At 60.2% G+C, this 15,180-nt stretch carries 13 protein-coding genes; 7 read left to right on the top strand and 6 right to left on the bottom strand.

Features of this window, described 5'->3' with window-relative positions; genetic code table 11:
- From doeB to VQ575_RS04795, 4 genes are all read left to right on the top strand, one after another.
- On the top strand, positions 1–1,002 hold the full coding sequence (gene doeB, locus VQ575_RS04780; RefSeq protein ID WP_045156847.1) for a N(2)-acetyl-L-2,4-diaminobutanoate deacetylase DoeB: 1,002 nt from the start codon (positions 1–3) through the stop codon (positions 1,000–1,002).
- Between the two features lie 96 nt (positions 1,003–1,098).
- The gene (locus VQ575_RS04785) at positions 1,099–1,578 is read left to right on the top strand and encodes an Lrp/AsnC family transcriptional regulator (RefSeq protein ID WP_039591578.1); all 480 of its coding nucleotides are present in this window, start codon (positions 1,099–1,101) and stop codon (positions 1,576–1,578) included.
- Positions 1,579–1,708: 130 nt separating this feature from the next.
- Positions 1,709–3,196 carry an NAD-dependent succinate-semialdehyde dehydrogenase gene (locus tag VQ575_RS04790; RefSeq protein ID WP_325919180.1) on the top strand — a complete coding sequence of 496 codons (1,488 nt, stop codon included), beginning with the start codon at positions 1,709–1,711 and terminating at the stop codon, positions 3,194–3,196.
- Complete coding sequence (locus VQ575_RS04795; protein ID WP_039591576.1) at positions 3,193–4,578, top strand: aspartate aminotransferase family protein; 1,386 nt, start codon at positions 3,193–3,195, stop codon at positions 4,576–4,578. Before VQ575_RS04790 ends, VQ575_RS04795 begins: the two co-directional genes overlap by 4 nt.
- 123 nt (positions 4,579–4,701) lie before the next feature.
- On the opposite strand, the gene VQ575_RS04800 is transcribed toward VQ575_RS04795, so the two are convergent.
- Positions 4,702–5,139, bottom strand: coding sequence for a Z-ring associated ZapG family protein (locus VQ575_RS04800; RefSeq protein WP_039591575.1), 438 nt, complete (start codon positions 5,137–5,139; stop codon positions 4,702–4,704).
- A gap of 147 nt (positions 5,140–5,286) precedes the next feature.
- Between VQ575_RS04800 and VQ575_RS04805 the strand changes: the two genes are divergently transcribed.
- From VQ575_RS04805 to zapE, 3 genes are all read left to right on the top strand, one after another.
- Positions 5,287–5,916, top strand: a complete 630-nt coding sequence (locus VQ575_RS04805) for an alpha/beta hydrolase (RefSeq protein WP_039591574.1) — start codon at positions 5,287–5,289, stop codon at positions 5,914–5,916.
- A gap of 24 nt (positions 5,917–5,940) precedes the next feature.
- Positions 5,941–7,296, top strand: a complete 1,356-nt coding sequence (locus VQ575_RS04810) for a tryptophan--tRNA ligase (RefSeq protein WP_039591573.1) — start codon at positions 5,941–5,943, stop codon at positions 7,294–7,296.
- A 101-nt stretch (positions 7,297–7,397) separates the two neighbouring features.
- Positions 7,398–8,492 (top strand): cell division protein ZapE, encoded by a 1,095-nt coding sequence (zapE, locus tag VQ575_RS04815; RefSeq protein ID WP_039591572.1) that lies wholly within the window; start codon positions 7,398–7,400, stop codon positions 8,490–8,492.
- 115 nt (positions 8,493–8,607) lie between these two features.
- On the opposite strand, the gene VQ575_RS04820 is transcribed toward zapE, so the two are convergent.
- The 5 genes from VQ575_RS04820 to VQ575_RS04840 all read right to left on the bottom strand — a co-directional run bounded on the left by VQ575_RS04820 (position 8,608) and on the right by VQ575_RS04840 (position 15,084).
- Positions 8,608–9,600 (bottom strand): asparaginase, encoded by a 993-nt coding sequence (locus VQ575_RS04820; RefSeq protein ID WP_039591571.1) that lies wholly within the window; start codon positions 9,598–9,600, stop codon positions 8,608–8,610.
- 79 nt (positions 9,601–9,679) lie between these two features.
- Positions 9,680–10,891, bottom strand: a complete 1,212-nt coding sequence (locus VQ575_RS04825) for a threonine/serine exporter family protein (protein WP_039591570.1) — start codon at positions 10,889–10,891, stop codon at positions 9,680–9,682.
- A gap of 15 nt (positions 10,892–10,906) precedes the next feature.
- Positions 10,907–11,794, bottom strand: a complete 888-nt coding sequence (locus VQ575_RS04830) for a nitrilase family protein (protein ID WP_039591569.1) — start codon at positions 11,792–11,794, stop codon at positions 10,907–10,909.
- 186 nt (positions 11,795–11,980) lie between these two features.
- Entirely contained in the window at positions 11,981–13,927 is a 1,947-nt protein-coding gene (locus tag VQ575_RS04835; RefSeq protein ID WP_039591662.1) for a flavin monoamine oxidase family protein, read from the bottom strand.
- 260 nt (positions 13,928–14,187) lie between these two features.
- Positions 14,188–15,084: a GlxA family transcriptional regulator gene (locus tag VQ575_RS04840; protein ID WP_196304804.1), complete on the bottom strand. Its 897-nt coding sequence runs from the start codon at positions 15,082–15,084 to the stop codon at positions 14,188–14,190.
- Between the last annotated feature and the right edge of the window lie 96 nt (positions 15,085–15,180).

The raw sequence follows: 15,180 nt of genomic DNA on the forward strand, positions 1-15,180 counted from the left end.
ATGCCCGACTTGCCCAACAATCCCATCAGCGCCACGGTTGATTTCAGCCGCGAGGGCGTACAGCACGGTTTTCTCAAGCTGCCGTATTCGCGGGACGATTCGGCCTGGGGCGCGGTGATGATCCCCATCACCGTGATCCAGCGCGGCAGCGGCCCGACCGCGCTGCTCAGCGGTGGCAATCACGGCGACGAATACGAAGGCCCGGTGGCCCTGAGCAAACTGGCCCAGCAATTGACGGCTGAAGACGTGAGCGGGCGGGTGATCATCGTTCCGTTCATGAACACCCCGGCCTTCCATGCCGGACGCCGGACTTCGCCCATCGACAAGGGCAACCTCAACCGTAGCTTTCCCGGCAGGCCGGACGGCAACGTCACCGAGAAAATCGCCGACTACTTCAATCGCACCTTGCTGCCCTTGGCCGACATTGTGCTGGACATTCATTCCGGCGGGCGGACCCTGGATTTCCTGCCATTCGCCGCCTGCCACGTCTTGTCCGACAAGCAGCAACAGGCGCGCTGCGAGGCCGGGATGCTGGCGTTCAACGCGCCGTATTGCATGCGCATGCTGGAGCTGGATGCCGGATCGATGTACGACACCGCAGCGGAGTCCCAGGGCAAGGTGTTCGTCACCACCGAGCTGGGCGGCGGCGGTTCGTCCACCGCCCGAAGCGTGGCGATTGCCGAGCGCGGGGTGCGCAACCTGCTGATCCACACTGGCATCCTGCGGGGCTCGATCGAATTGCAGCCCTCACTGATGCTCGATATGCCGGACGCCAGTTGCTTCATTGCCAGTGAGCACAACGGCTTGTTGGAGATGTGCCGTGACCTTGGGGAAAACGTCACCCAGGGTGAGGTAGTGGCGCGCATCCATGACACCACCCGCAGCGGCGTCGCCCCGGTGCAATACCGCGCCGCCCGCAGCGGCCTCCTGGCGGCCCGGCACTTTCCCGGGCTGGTGCAGTGTGGCGATACGCTGGTGGTGATTGCGGATGTGTTGGCGTGATCAGGCTGCGCGTGACCTTTGTGGCGAGGGGATAAATCCCCTCGCCACAATTGATGTCTGTCTGGAAGTTTTCTGTAACCACCCGGAGCCCGGCCCATGCACAAGCTCGATCGCTACGACCTCAAGATCCTGCAGATCCTCGCCGAGGACGGGCGGATTACCAAGTCGAGCCTGGCCGAAGCCATCAACCTGTCGGTGACGCCGGCCTGGGAGCGGGTGCGCAAGTTGGAAGCGGCGGGCCTGATCGTCGGTTACCGGGCGCAGGTCGATTGGGCCGCGGTGTTCAAGCGTCAGCAAGTGCTGGTGGAAATCACCCTGGCCCGGCACACCGCCCAGGACATGCGCCGTTTCGAGCAACGGATGATCGCCGCGCCCGAAGTGGCGTTCTGTTATGCCACCGGTGGCGGTGTCGATTACCTGGCGATGATCCAGGCACCGGATGTCGATGCCTACCAGCGCTTCGTCGATCAATTGCTGCTCGAAGACCTCGGCATCGAACGCTATTTCACCTACATCGTCACCAAGACCATCAAGACCGCCGGTGCGTTGCCGGCGGAGCTGGCGCCATCCGCCTGAGCACCGCAGAAAACGCTCTTCAGCGGGTTCTTTCCAGAAAAAAACCAAGGTCTGACCCCACTCGAACACCCGAAAGCCCAAGTGCCGCTGGCCTAGCATGGATTCACGCAAACGGTCTGGAGTGAACGTCATGCCTTACCAACATCCGCTGCTGTTCAAAGCGCTTTGCTACATCGACGGCCATTGGGTCCACAGCGACAGCGGCCACAGCGTGGCCGTCCACAACCCGGCCAACCGCACCGTCATCGGTCATGTGCCGATGCTTGATCAACCGCAGATCGTCGCGGCGGTGGACGCGGCGCATCGTGCATTCCCGGCGTGGCGCGAGCAAAGCCTGGAGACCCGGGGCGCGCTGCTGCGGCGCTGGGCGGCGTTGATCACCGAACACAGCGAAGACCTGGCGCGCATTCTCAGTCTGGAGCAGGGCAAGCCGCTGGCCGAATCCCGTGGCGAAATCGCCTATGCCGCGAGTTTCATCCCGTGGTTTGCCGAGGAGGCCCGGCGTCTATACGGCCAGAACATTCCGAGCCATATTCCCAATGCTCACCTGGGCACCATCAAGGAACCCGTGGGCGTCTGCGCGCTGCTCACGCCATGGAACTTCCCGTCGGCAATGATCACCCGCAAAGCCGCCGCCGCCCTGGCCGCCGGTTGCACGGTGGTGATCAAACCGGCCCACGAGACACCGTATTCGGCCCTGGCGTTGGCGCAGTTGGCCGAGGAGGCAGGCTTTCCGGCCGGGGTGTTCAACGTGGTCCTGGGCGAGCCGCAAATGGCCATGCAAACCCTGGTCAAGGACCGTCGCGTACGTTCTGTGAGCTTTACCGGCTCGACCCGGGTCGGGAAGCTGGTGTTGCAAGCGGCGGCCCATGACGTGAAGAAAGTCGCGTTGGAGTTGGGCGGCAATGCGCCGTTCATTGTCTGCGCCGATGCCGATCTGGCCTTGGCGGTGAAAGTCGCTGTAGAGGCGAAGTTCCAGACCTCTGGTCAGGATTGCTGCGCGGCCAACCGAATCATGGTGCAGCGTCCGGTCTACCAGGCATTTCTCACTCGCTTCGCCGCCGCCGTGCGCGCCTTGCGCGTCGGGCCGGCCATGGTCGATCAACAGGAACAGGGCGTGGATGTCGGCCCATTGATGCATCAGGCCGCGCTGGATGCGACCGTCGATCGTGTCGCCGATGCCTTGCACCTTGGCGCCCAGCGCCTGGTGGGTGGCGAGGCCCACGCCTTGGGCGGGTTGTTCTACCAACCCACCGTGCTGGCTGATGTCACACCGCAGATGCGCATCTACCGCGAGGAAAATTTCGCGCCCATCGCCGGGGTGATGCCGTTCGACACCTTGGACGAAGCCGTCGAAATGGCCAACGACACCGAGTACGGACTGGCCGCCTATATTTGCTCCAACCGCCTGGATGTCATCTACCCGCTGATCCGCCGTCTCGACCACGCCATGGTTGCGGTCAACGGCGTCAAGTTCACCGGCCACCCGATTCCCTTCGGTGGCATGAAAGCCTCCGGCCTCGGCCGCGAGGGCGGCACCGAAGGCTTCGAGCCTTTCGTCGAAACCAAATATTTTTGCCTGCACCATCAAGGCCAGTTCCCAGGAGAGTCCGCATGAGCCAAGACTTCAACACGCTGTTCGAACAAGACCGTGCGCATTTCATGCACCCCTCGACCCACGCCCATGACCACGCCAGTGGCGCGCTCAAGGGCCGGATCATCAAGAGTGCTTCGGGCGTTCGCATTCGCGACCATGAAGGCCGTGAGTTCATCGACGCTTTTGCCGGCCTCTACTGCGTGAACATCGGCTACGGCCGCACCGAGGTCGCCGACGCCATCTACAAGCAGGCCAAGGAACTGGCCTACTACCACACCTACGTCGGCCATTCGAGCGAGGCGATCATCGAGCTGTCCAGCCGCATCATGGACTGGGCGCCGGAGGGAATGAAGAAGGTTTACTACGGCTTGTCCGGCTCCGATGCCAACGAGACCCAAATCAAACTGGTGCGTTACTACAACAACGTGCTGGGCCGGCCGCAGAAGAAGAAAATCATCTCCCGTGACCGTGGCTACCACGGGTCGGGCATCATGACCGGCAGCCTGACCGGTCTCCCGGCGTTCCACCAGCATTTCGACCTGCCTGCGGAAGGGGTCAAGCACACCGTGTGTCCGCATTGGTATCGCAAGGCCCCGGCGGGCATGGACGAAGCGGCCTTCGTGCGTTATTGCGCCGACGAACTGGAAAAAATGATCCTCGCCGAAGGCCCGGACACCGTGGCGGCGTTCATCGGCGAACCGCTGATGGGCACCGGTGGCATCATCGTTCCTCCCGCCGGTTACTGGGATGCGATCCAGGCCGTGTTGAAGAAATACGACGTGTTGTTGATTGCCGACGAGGTGGTCTGCGCATTCGGCCGCCTCGGTTCGAAAATGGGCAGCCAGCGCTATGGCATGAAGCCGGACCTGATCACTACTGCCAAAGGCCTGACCAGTGCCTATGCACCTTTGTCGGCGGTGATCATCGGGGAAAAGGTCTGGAGCGTGATTGAAAAAGCCTCCCAGGCCGAAGGGGCCATGGGCCATGGCTGGACCTATTCCGGCCACCCGATCTGTGCGGCGGCGGCGCTGGCGAACCTCGACATCCTCGAACGGGAACACCTCACGGCCAACGCCGAGGAGGTGGGCGGCTATCTCAATCGCCGCCTGCGTGAAACCCTCGAAGGTCATCCGCTGGTGGGCGAGGTGCGCGGAGACGGCATGCTGGCGGCGGTGGAATTCATGGCCGACCGCGAACAGCGCACGGCGTTCGACCCGGCGCTCAAGGTCGGCCCCAAGGTCTCGGCCGCCTGCCTTGAGCGCGGCATGATCGCCCGCGCCATGCCCCACGGCGACATCCTGGGCTTCGCCCCGCCCTTGATCCTGACCCGCGAGGATGCGGACCTGATTGTCGACATCACCAAGGGGGCGATCGACCAGGTGGCGGGTGAGGTGTTGGGTTGAACTGAGTCAATAATTTTTCAGGACACCAATATCCTGTGGCGAGCATTGAAGCGAGTGGAGTTTAGCCAATAAAAAGCCCGCCCGATCATGCGATCGGGCGGGCTTTTTGGTGTCGCTGCGAAACTACTTCTTCAAACCGTAATGCTCATCGAGCATGCCGGGCGAGTTCGGGGCCTTGGGCGCGTAGTCCCGTGGTGGTTCCTGGATCCCTTTTGGCGGGGTCAGGCGTTCCCGTGGGGTCTGCGTCGCATCGGCTTGCAGGGCGGCGAGCAGGCGCTGGCGGGTCTGCTCGTCCAGGGCCAGGCGGTTGGCGCCCTCGGACAGATGATCCTGGACTTCCTGGTAGCTCTGGGTGAGTTTTTTCACCAGGGAGGCGGTGCTGTTGAAGTGAGTGACCACTTCATTCTGATAACTGTCGAAACGTTCCTGGATGTCGTCCAGCTGACGTTGGGTGCTGTTGGGCACCGCGTTGGGCAGCAGGCGGGCAATCAGGAAACCAATGGCGACACCGGCAACCAGGGCAAGAGTCGGCAACAGCCAAACTAAGAGCGAGTGTTCCACGAGTCCTTCCTCTATAAACGGCTTTGCTTTACGTTAACGGCTCGGACCTGCGCTGTATACCGCGAAGAACATCGCAATGATGCCAGGCACAGACTTTTAGCTAGACGAGTCGACCCAATTCGAGGTCACGGAGTTCTTTCCTTGCTTATGCGCGAAACCCCTGTAGTCATCGATGGCCCGGTGGGCCAACTGGAAGCGTTGTACCTGGACAGCGAGGCCCCCCGTGGCCTGGCGCTGATTTGCCACCCGAACCCGGTGCAGGGCGGGACCATGCTCAACAAAGTGGTCTCGACCCTGCAACGCACCGCCCGCGACGCCGGCCTGGTTACGTTGCGTTTCAATTATCGCGGCGTCGGCGCCAGTGCCGGCACGCATGACATGGGCACCGGCGAAGTGGACGATGCCCAGGCCGCGGCCGCCTGGCTGCTGGAAAAGCACCCCGGCCTGCCCCTGACCCTGTTCGGGTTCTCTTTCGGCGGCTTCGTTGCCGCGACCCTCGGCGGGCGCCTGCAAGCCCAGGGACAACCGGTCAAGCACCTGTTCATGGTGGCCCCCGCGGTGATGCGCCTGGACGAACAATCACCCTTGCCGACGGGCGGTGAGTTGACCGTGATCCAGCCGGAAACCGACGAAGTGGTCGATCCGCAGTTGGTCTACGCATGGTCCGACGCGCTCCAACGCCCCCATGAGCTGCTGAAAGTGGCAGAATGCGGACACTTTTTTCATGGCAAGCTGACCGATCTCAAGGATCTGCTCCTGCCGCGCCTCTCGAATTGACAGCAGTCTGACAAGCGATAACCCATGACGACGCGTACCCGTATCCTGACCGGCATCACCACCACCGGCACCCCGCACCTGGGCAATTATGCCGGCGCCATCCGTCCGGCGATCCTCGCCAGCCGCGACAGCAACGCCGATTCGTTCTACTTCCTGGCCGACTACCACGCCCTGATCAAGTGCGATGACCCGCTGCGCATCCAGCGCTCGCGCCTGGAAATCGCCGCCACTTGGCTGGCCGGCGGCCTGGATGTGGACCGCGTGACGTTCTATCGCCAGTCCGACATTCCCGAGATCCCGGAACTGACCTGGCTGCTGACTTGCGTCGCCGCCAAGGGCCTGCTCAACCGCGCCCACGCCTACAAGGCTTCGGTGGACAAGAACGTCGAGGCCGGCGAAGACCCGGACGCTGGCGTCACCATGGGCCTCTACAGCTATCCGATCCTCATGGCCGCCGACATCCTGATGTTCAACGCCCACAAGGTGCCGGTCGGTCGCGACCAGATCCAGCACGTGGAAATGGCCCGCGACATTGGCCAGCGTTTCAACCACCTGTTTGGCCAGGGCAAGGAATACTTCACCATGCCCGAAGCCCTGATCGAAGAGAGCGTCGCCACGCTGCCGGGCCTCGATGGTCGCAAGATGTCCAAGAGCTACGACAACACCATCCCGTTGTTCAGCAGCGCCAAGGACATGAAGGACGCGATCTCGCGGATCGTCACTGACTCCCGCGCGCCGGGCGAAGCCAAGGATCCGGACAACTCGCACCTGTTCACTCTGTTCCAGGCCTTCGCTACTGCCGAACAGTCCGCCGAGTTCCGTAGCGAATTGCTGCAGGGCCTGGGTTGGGGCGAGGCGAAGAGTCGTCTGTTCCAATTGCTCGATGACCAGTTGGGTGAAGCGCGCGAGCGTTACCACCAGTTCATCGAGCGTCCGTCGGACCTTGAAGACATCCTGCAACTGGGCGCGAAGAAAGCCCGGGCCGTGGCCACGCCGTTCCTCAATGAACTGCGCGAGGCGGTTGGCCTGCGGTCCTTTGTCAGCCAGGTCCAGGTGACCACCCAGACCAAGAAGAAAGCGGCCAAGGCCGCCCGTTTTGTCAGTTTCCGCGACGAGGACGGCAGTTTCCGCTTCCGGCTGCTTTCCGCCGATGGCGAGCAACTGTTGCTCTCGAACAATTTTGCGGACGGCAAGACCGCCGGGCAGGTGAGCAAGCAATTGCAGTCCGGCCAACCCTTGGATGTACGCAGCGAAGACCTCGGTTTCGGTGTATGGCTCGACGGCGCATGCGTGGCCCAGAGCCCTGCGTTCGCTGACAATGCCGCCCGCGATGCCGCCATCGACGCGTTGCGCGTGGCACTGACGCCTGCCCAGGACTGACCGAAGGCGTAACCCGACCATCGGCCCGGATAAGGGCCGATTGCCATTCCTCTGGGCCATCGCTACAGTGACGGCCCGTTTTTGTTGCCTTGCTAACGAATATGACGCCCCTAGAACGATATCAAGCTGATCTGAAACGCCCGGAATTCTTTCACGACGCAGCCCAGGAAACGGCAGTGCGGCATTTGCAGCGCCTGTACGACGACCTGATCGCCGCGTCGAACAACAAGCCGGGCTTGTTGGGCAAACTGTTCGGCAAAAAAGACCAGGCGCCGGTCAAGGGCCTGTATTTCTGGGGCGGCGTTGGTCGGGGCAAGACTTACCTGGTGGACACCTTCTTCGAAGCGCTGCCGTTCAAGGAAAAGACGCGGACGCACTTCCACCGCTTCATGAAGCGCGTGCACGAAGAAATGAAAACCCTGGGCGGCGAAAAGAACCCGCTGACCATCATCGCCAAGCGTTTCGCCGCCGAAACCCGGGTGATCTGCTTCGATGAATTCTTCGTTTCCGACATCACCGACGCCATGATCCTCGGCACGCTGATGGAAGAACTGTTCAAGAACGGCGTGACCCTGGTCGCCACCTCCAATATCGTGCCCGACGGCCTCTACAAGGACGGTCTGCAACGGGCGCGTTTCCTGCCGGCCATCAAGCTGATCAAGGAGCACACCGAAGTCGTCAACGTCGACAGCGGCGTGGACTATCGCCTGCGTCACCTCGAGCAAGCGGAACTGTTCCACTTTCCTCTGGATGCCGCCGCCGAAGAAAGCCTGCGCAAGAGCTTCCGTGCCCTCACGCCGGAATGCACCCAGGCCGTCGAAAACGATGTGCTGGTCATCGAGAACCGCGAGATCCGCGCCGTGCGTACTTGCGATGACGTGGCCTGGTTCGACTTCCGCGAATTGTGCGACGGCCCGCGCAGCCAGAACGACTACATCGAACTGGGCAAGATCTTTCACGCCGTGCTGCTGAGCAATGTCGAGCAGATGAGCGTCACCACCGATGACATCGCCCGTCGCTTCATCAACATGGTCGACGAGTTCTACGACCGTAACGTGAAGCTGATCATCTCGGCCGAAGTCGAACTCAAGGACCTGTACACCGGCGGTCGCCTGACCTTCGAGTTCCAGCGCACCTTGAGTCGCTTGCTGGAGATGCAGTCGCACGAATTCCTTGCGCGGGCGCATAAGCCGTAGGGTTCTGCGGACAAACGCCCTTGCATGCCAGCAAAGCTGTCCGGCAAGGGCGGTGACAAAACCGTGGCGAAGCGATTGCCAGGGCAGCAGCCGTCTCGCCGCAATAATCTGAACGTTACTGAAACTGGACGTTTTCTTTCAGGTAGCGGCTCACATCATCCTGGCGCTCACATCCAAGCAGCAGCCACAAGAGAATCCTGGCTTTGCGTGGACAGACAAATCCAGCCATCAACGCGCCCCTGCGAACCAGATCCATCTCGCCACCCTTGAACCCGTAGGTCGAACGTGCCGTGGATCCTGAGCCGCAGCGAGTTGCGATAATGACCGGGATTTTTTTGGCAATGGCATCAATCGACGCAGTCCAGGTTTCGGAAAGATGTCCGGCACCAAAACTGGCGATGACTAACCCGTCGTAGCCCAGCGTGAGGATGTTATCCAACAACAGGGTGTCGGCAGACAGTGATGCCTGAAGCAAGGCGACTTTCTGTGCGGTTTGATGCGGCACAGGCAAGACGTGGCGTTGCGATCTGGAACGCAGGTAATAAACGCTCCCTTCGCGCAACAGACCGGTCGGCCCCACGATGGGCGAAGAAAAAGCCTGTAACGCCATCGAGTCAGTTTTACGAACAGCTTGCGCCGAGTGGATCTGCCCGTTCATCACCACTTGAACACCTCGCCGGCGGCTGTCCTGCGCCAAGCCGACCCGGCAAGCATCCAGCAGGTTGCCCGGCCCATCGGCCCCCGCCTGGGTTGCCGAACGCATCGCGCCGGTGAGGACCAGTGGTTCATCGTGTTCCCATAGAAGATCGAAGAAGGTCGCCGATTCTTCCAGTGTGTCAGTGCCTTGAGTGATGACTACACCTACCGCGCCTTGCTCGACCTGATAATTCGCCCAGCACAGGACGCTCAGCAGAAACGCAAAATCCAACGAGGCGCTGGGTAACATTCCGAGTGTTTCGACGGTGACGTGTGCCTGCGTCCTCAGCTCCGGTATCGACGCTAGCAGGGTTGCGCCACTGACAGTCGGCACCACGCCCTCTCCGACGGCCCGGGCCTGCATGCTTACGGTGCCGCCGAGTGACGCGATGGCCAGTTTGGGCAAGTTCATGCAATACCTCTCTTTTTTTGTGGGAACTGGCTGTACGCGCCGCGCTTGAAGGTCGCAATACAGCCAGTGGATCATGGGCTCAGCGCGTCATCAGTAGTCCGATAAACGGAATGATCAGAAGGGTGCTTATGGCCATGGACAGGACATTGGCGATGAAAGGGTGCATGTCCGCGGGCACCCGCCTTGCAATTGCGCACGCCAGCGGTGGCGCGATCAAGGCACCCAGCAAGGCGCTTGAAATGATTACCAGCCAACTGTCGCCATAGGTCAGCAGCGCCGCCGGAACCACTGATACCAGTGGAATGTAGGTGGGATACCAGCCACGCAATATCCATTGTCGGCGCCAGATCACTACACCCAATGCCGAGGTCAATGCTTGCGCACCGATCAATTGGGGCAGCAAGCCCGAGCCATAGGCCGGGCTCATCGGGTTCAAGCTGTAGGCCAGCAATGCGCCCACTATCAGGCCGATGCTGGCCCATTCGTTGCCAAAGAACGGTGCCTCGGAAAAGTCCGCCAGTATCCGGCGGAGCGTCCAGACGATACCGTAGTCGGGCGTCTTGGCGGGCAGTGGTGCGGGTGTTGGCTCGGATGGCTCTGCCGAGGCCTGCGACTTCACCAGGCTCGGCTGGTAGCGACAGATCAGAAAAGCGATGACGCTGGCGACAGCCATGCCCGAGACGTTGCCAATCACTGAGGGTAATCCGAGCGGATTACAGACGTAGTTGACGATCAGCAAGCACGCGGGGGTGACCAGCAAAGCGCCCATGATCGCCCCGTTGACTGCGACCTTCCAACCGCCGCCAAACATCAGCACCATCGCTGCAGGCAATGAAACGAACGCTGCGAACGTGGGCTGCCAGGCTGTAGCGGTGACTGTCCAGCCCCACAACAGGTTGCTGAGCAAGAGCCCCAGAAGCGAACTGGTGACTAGCCAGGGCCACAGACCGGTGCCGTAGCAGATGGAAAAGCCTTGCCAGGCTTTTCCTGTCCGATTGGCCCGGTAAGCGAGATAGGCCCCGGCCAGCAATCCAATAGAGGCAAATTCATGCTTGTAGAACGCAACCTCGCTGATGTCGCCCAACACCCAGCGCAACCAGGCAACGGGCTGCGGCAGGTTCGATACCATGTGGCTGTAGTCTGGCCAGTGGGCAGGCCAGGAAGAGCGATACGTGAATGAAAGCCAGATGACCAGTGCTATCGCGCCGAGCATCAGCAAGACGATGGCGATGTCCAGCGGTGATCGGTTGGCCGGCTGGCGTTGTTCGAGCTTTTCGCTTGTAGTTTCCATCGGATAGCTCCCTTATCAACGCGGCAGAGAAGGGTGCTGGGTGTAGCCAAGCATTTGATCGTAAAGATCGGCTCTACGATCGCGGTGCAGGTCATTCAGATTGTTCCAGATGGCGGCGCTGCGGGAACTGGTCAGGTCGATGTCGGCAAGCAGGATTTCCTGTTGGTCGGCGGAGGCGACCGCACCGATTGGCCAGCCGTTGGTGCCCGCGATCAGTGAACAGCCCAGGTAGCGGGCACCTCGCTCTTCACCTATGCGGCTTGCCGCTGCGATAAACACATTGTTGACGTGCGCGGCTGTCATCGTCAGGTACGACGCCATACATTTGCCGGCGTCATCAAACAGAGGCGGTGGTGTCCAGACCCAGTTGTTCAGGCTGCAAATGATATCTGCGCCTTGCTGGCTGAGAATGCGCGGTACTTCCGGGAACCAGATGTCCCAGCAGATCAATAACCCGATGCGGCCGATGGGGGTTTCGAACACCGGAAAGCCCAGATCACCTGGCGTGAACCAGAGCTTTTCCAGATTCCACAGATGCGCTTTTCGATACTTGCCGATAAAACCATCAGGCCCCACCAGAACGCCAGTGTTGAACAGCCGCATGCCGTCGCGCTCCGTCAAGCCGGCTACCAGGTAGATTTGGTGCTGGCGGGCGAAGTCCATCCAGGCCTGCACGCTTTGCCCGTCGGGGACCGACTCGGCGTGCTCAAACGCATCCTGTCGGTTGTTGAAGAAATAGCCGGTATTCGACAGCTCGGGCAGGACGACGAGGTTGGCGCCGTCGTCGACCGCTTTATGGGCTAACGCAAGGCTGCGATGCAGATTGGTTTCTCGATTGCTGATACCAACTTGTGGGTCGAATTGTACGACGGCGACACGAACAGGACTGGTTGGCTCGCTCATGGGATAACCTCTTTTTATTGTTATTACGCTGTGTATTGGCGTGTGTATAAGAGGCTAAACAGGCAGGGATGTAAGTCGGCCGTTTCCGTGTAGGTTGTAGGCAGCTTCCGAAGATGGACAATAGGAACGTTTTGGCGTGACTCGGCCGTGCCATGCACAGCGTGCATGGCACGAGACGGACCAGGGTCAGGAGCCGAACTTATAGTGCGGATAGTCGTCCAGGGAGAACCCGCCATTGAAGGTCGCAGCGGTCTTGTTGCAGATGTGGATGGCAGCGTCGATGGCACCTCGAAAGCAAGGCTCTGTCCAGCCAGCGTCCACGGAAAACGATTCGCCGGAAAAATACAGGCCCGACTGATGACCAAAGTCCCTGTTGTATTTCATCAGGCTCACGGCATCGCGATAGGTACCTGGCCGATACAACTTGGCACAACCCAACGAGTTTTTATCGGTAATCCACCGTTGGACCACGGCTTGATCGAGTCCGATATAGGGCGAAATTCGCTCCTGGATATTGGTACATCTCATGAGTATTCGATCCAGCTCCCTGGCGCACTTGCTGACAAGCTCCTTGTCGCTGAATGACGCGAGTTTGGTTGCATCGTCTTCCCATGTGTAGCTCAGCAGGATGCAGTCATAGCTGTAGTCGTCGTTGTAGCGATAGGTGTAGACGTCGTGGATGAGACTGTCGGTGACGATTGCCTGCGGGATGGTTCTGTTTTTAGAAAGAAATGATTTCTTCAACGGTGCGAATACTTTGCAGCTGGTCTCCCAGTGAGCAGTTTTATAAGCATTGATTGTTTCGAACGGCAGAATTTGCGGTGTGAAATTTTCCAGTTCGATGCGAGTTTCGATCAGCCAAGAAGGGAGCGTCAGGATGACCGAGTCGAAATCCTGGGCGTGCTGCCGGGTTTGCTCGGGCAGACTGTATTGCCAGTCGAAATGGACGCGTATCTTTTGGTTTGCCAGTTTTGTCAGCCTGGTCACGGATGAGTTTGTGAGCAGGCCGTCTTTTCGTTCAAGGCTATGCTCATGGACGGATTTGCCGGTCTCCGCAGTCTTCATGAACATCAAGCATTCGCTCAGGGCCGCGAGCCCGATGTAGCGGGGGCTGTCGAAGCTCAATCCCGCCGAATCAACAACGGTTTCGCTATGCAGATGGGGCGAAGGGATTGGATCACCCAGCGAGTCCACCCGACCAAGCACCAACTGCAAGTGGCTGCTGAACCCAAATATCGCTGTGCGAAGGGGATATAGAGAGCAGACATCGTAGAAGGCCCCCCAACTGCCATCGCCGATGCCGATCGCATAGAAGATCGCGGACTCCTCGGCAGACATCCCCATGCCGCCGAAATCTCCCGGTTCGCGCTCATCCCAGGCTTTTAAGGCAGGCATGCTCACCAAATCGCGAAATGAGACATTCTGATATCTCGCTACGATGGCCTGCCACATGGCTTCCCATCGTTCAGTGGCGTAGACCTCGGCGACATGTCGCGTCATTCGGTCGGCGAAAGCTTTCCATTTTGCATATACCTCTTGTAGCTCTCTGCCGGGCGGTGGCGTACTGCCGTCTGCGTTTTTCCAGATCAGCATATGCGGTGTCGGCTCGCCGCCAATAGTGCCCTCGCGCAGATAAATGCCTGTCGAGTGGACCCATTGGCTGCCTGGATTGGCGAAATCGGCAGTCGATAACTCAAAAATCTTGGCGTAGTAAGCCATCAGCGACCGGCCTTCCACTGGAGGTTCATCCGACCGGTTGAAAAAGGGCATGCGCATGGCGCCCATTTCGAAAGGTGTATGGCTGGCGTTGGATTGTTTACTTCCTGGGACGGTCAGGTGCCTGCCGCCGATGCGACTGGATTGCTCTATCAGGGTTATGTGGGTGAATCCGCAACGATAAAGCTCTCTGGCGGCCGTCAATCCGGTGATGCCGGCACCTATGATGCAAATTCTGTGTTGTGGATCGGTTGCCTTGGCGATGCCGTTGTTCTGTTCGACCAACGCCCTGTAGTCGAAGCACAAATCGGGTGGGTTTGGAAAGCGAGCCGCCCATTTTCTGCCAGCCGAACGCTGGGTCCGAGCCATTTCCTTAACGGCGGAGGAGGGGTAGTTGTAGCTTGATCCGATGGTCATCGTTGTTCTTCCCTGATGAAGTTTTTCAGGGAGTGATGTTGCGATGTTCACCCGGTAGCGTATGTGAGCGAAATCCAGCGCTCGGGTGCTCCGCATTCCGCTTTTCATGTAGGACTGCGCAGAAGGACAGCCTTGCGCCGTACACAGGATCAAGGCAGCGAGCTTGCTTGCGATGGCGGCGTGTCAGCCGGCATTCGGATTGGCTGATAATTCGCCATCGCGGGCAAGCCCGCACACACTGGATTGCATTCAGCCTCGGCTCACGCCGCCTGCTGAAACTGCTGCCGATACTGGTTCGGCGACAGGTCGGTGTGTTGCCGGAATAGTCGTGCGAAAAAGCTCGCATCGTCGTAGCCGACTTCATAGCTGATGGTCTTGATGCTCTTGCGACTGCCGGACAGCAGGCCCTTTGCGGTTTCGATCCGCAGCCGTTGCAGGTAATGCAGCGGTTTGTCGCCCGTGGCGGTCTGGAAGCGACGCATGAAGTTGCGGATGCTCATGCCGTGTTCCCTGGCGACGTCCTCGAAGCGGAACTTGTCGGCGAAGTGTTCTTCGAGCCATTGCTGGATCTGCAGGATGATCACGTCCTGGTGCAGTTTCTGCCCGCCGAAGCCGATGCGTCCCGGCGAATAGCTGCGCTGCACTTCATAGAGAATGTCTCGCGCCACGGCCTGGGCCACGTTGGCGCCGCAGAAGCGTTCGATCAAGTAGATGTAGAGATCGCACGCCGAGGTGGTGCCGCCGGCGCAGAACAGGTTGTCGGCGTCGGTCAGGTGTTTGTCCTGGTTGAGGTGGACTTGGGGAAAGCGTTCCTTGAATGCATTGAAAAAACGCCAATAGGTGGTGGCTTCCTTGCCGTCGAGAAGCCCGGCCTCGGCCAGCCAGAACACTCCCGTGGCTTCTCCGCAGAGCACCGCGCCGCGGGCGTGTTGTTCGCGCAGCCACGGCAGGACCTGCGGATATCGTTGGCACAGGGTGGCGAAGTCATCCCAGAAGGCAGGCAGGATGATGACGTCGGTGTTTTCCAGGCCACCGTCCACCGGCATGATCACATCGCTGAAGCTGTTCACGGGGTTGCCATCGGGGCTGACCAGGCGGGTTTCAAAGGCCGGGGTCAGGCCGTGGCCCAGTTGTTTGCCATAGCGCAGGCTGGCCAGGTGGAAAAAATCCTTGGCTTGCATGAGGGTGGAAGCGAAAACCCGGTCGACGGCCAGGATGCTGACGCGCCGCAAGGGCGTGGAGACGTGCATGGA

This window comes from Pseudomonas frederiksbergensis (assembly GCF_035751725.1).
In the GTDB taxonomy this organism is placed as follows: domain Bacteria; phylum Pseudomonadota; class Gammaproteobacteria; order Pseudomonadales; family Pseudomonadaceae; genus Aquipseudomonas; species Aquipseudomonas frederiksbergensis_A.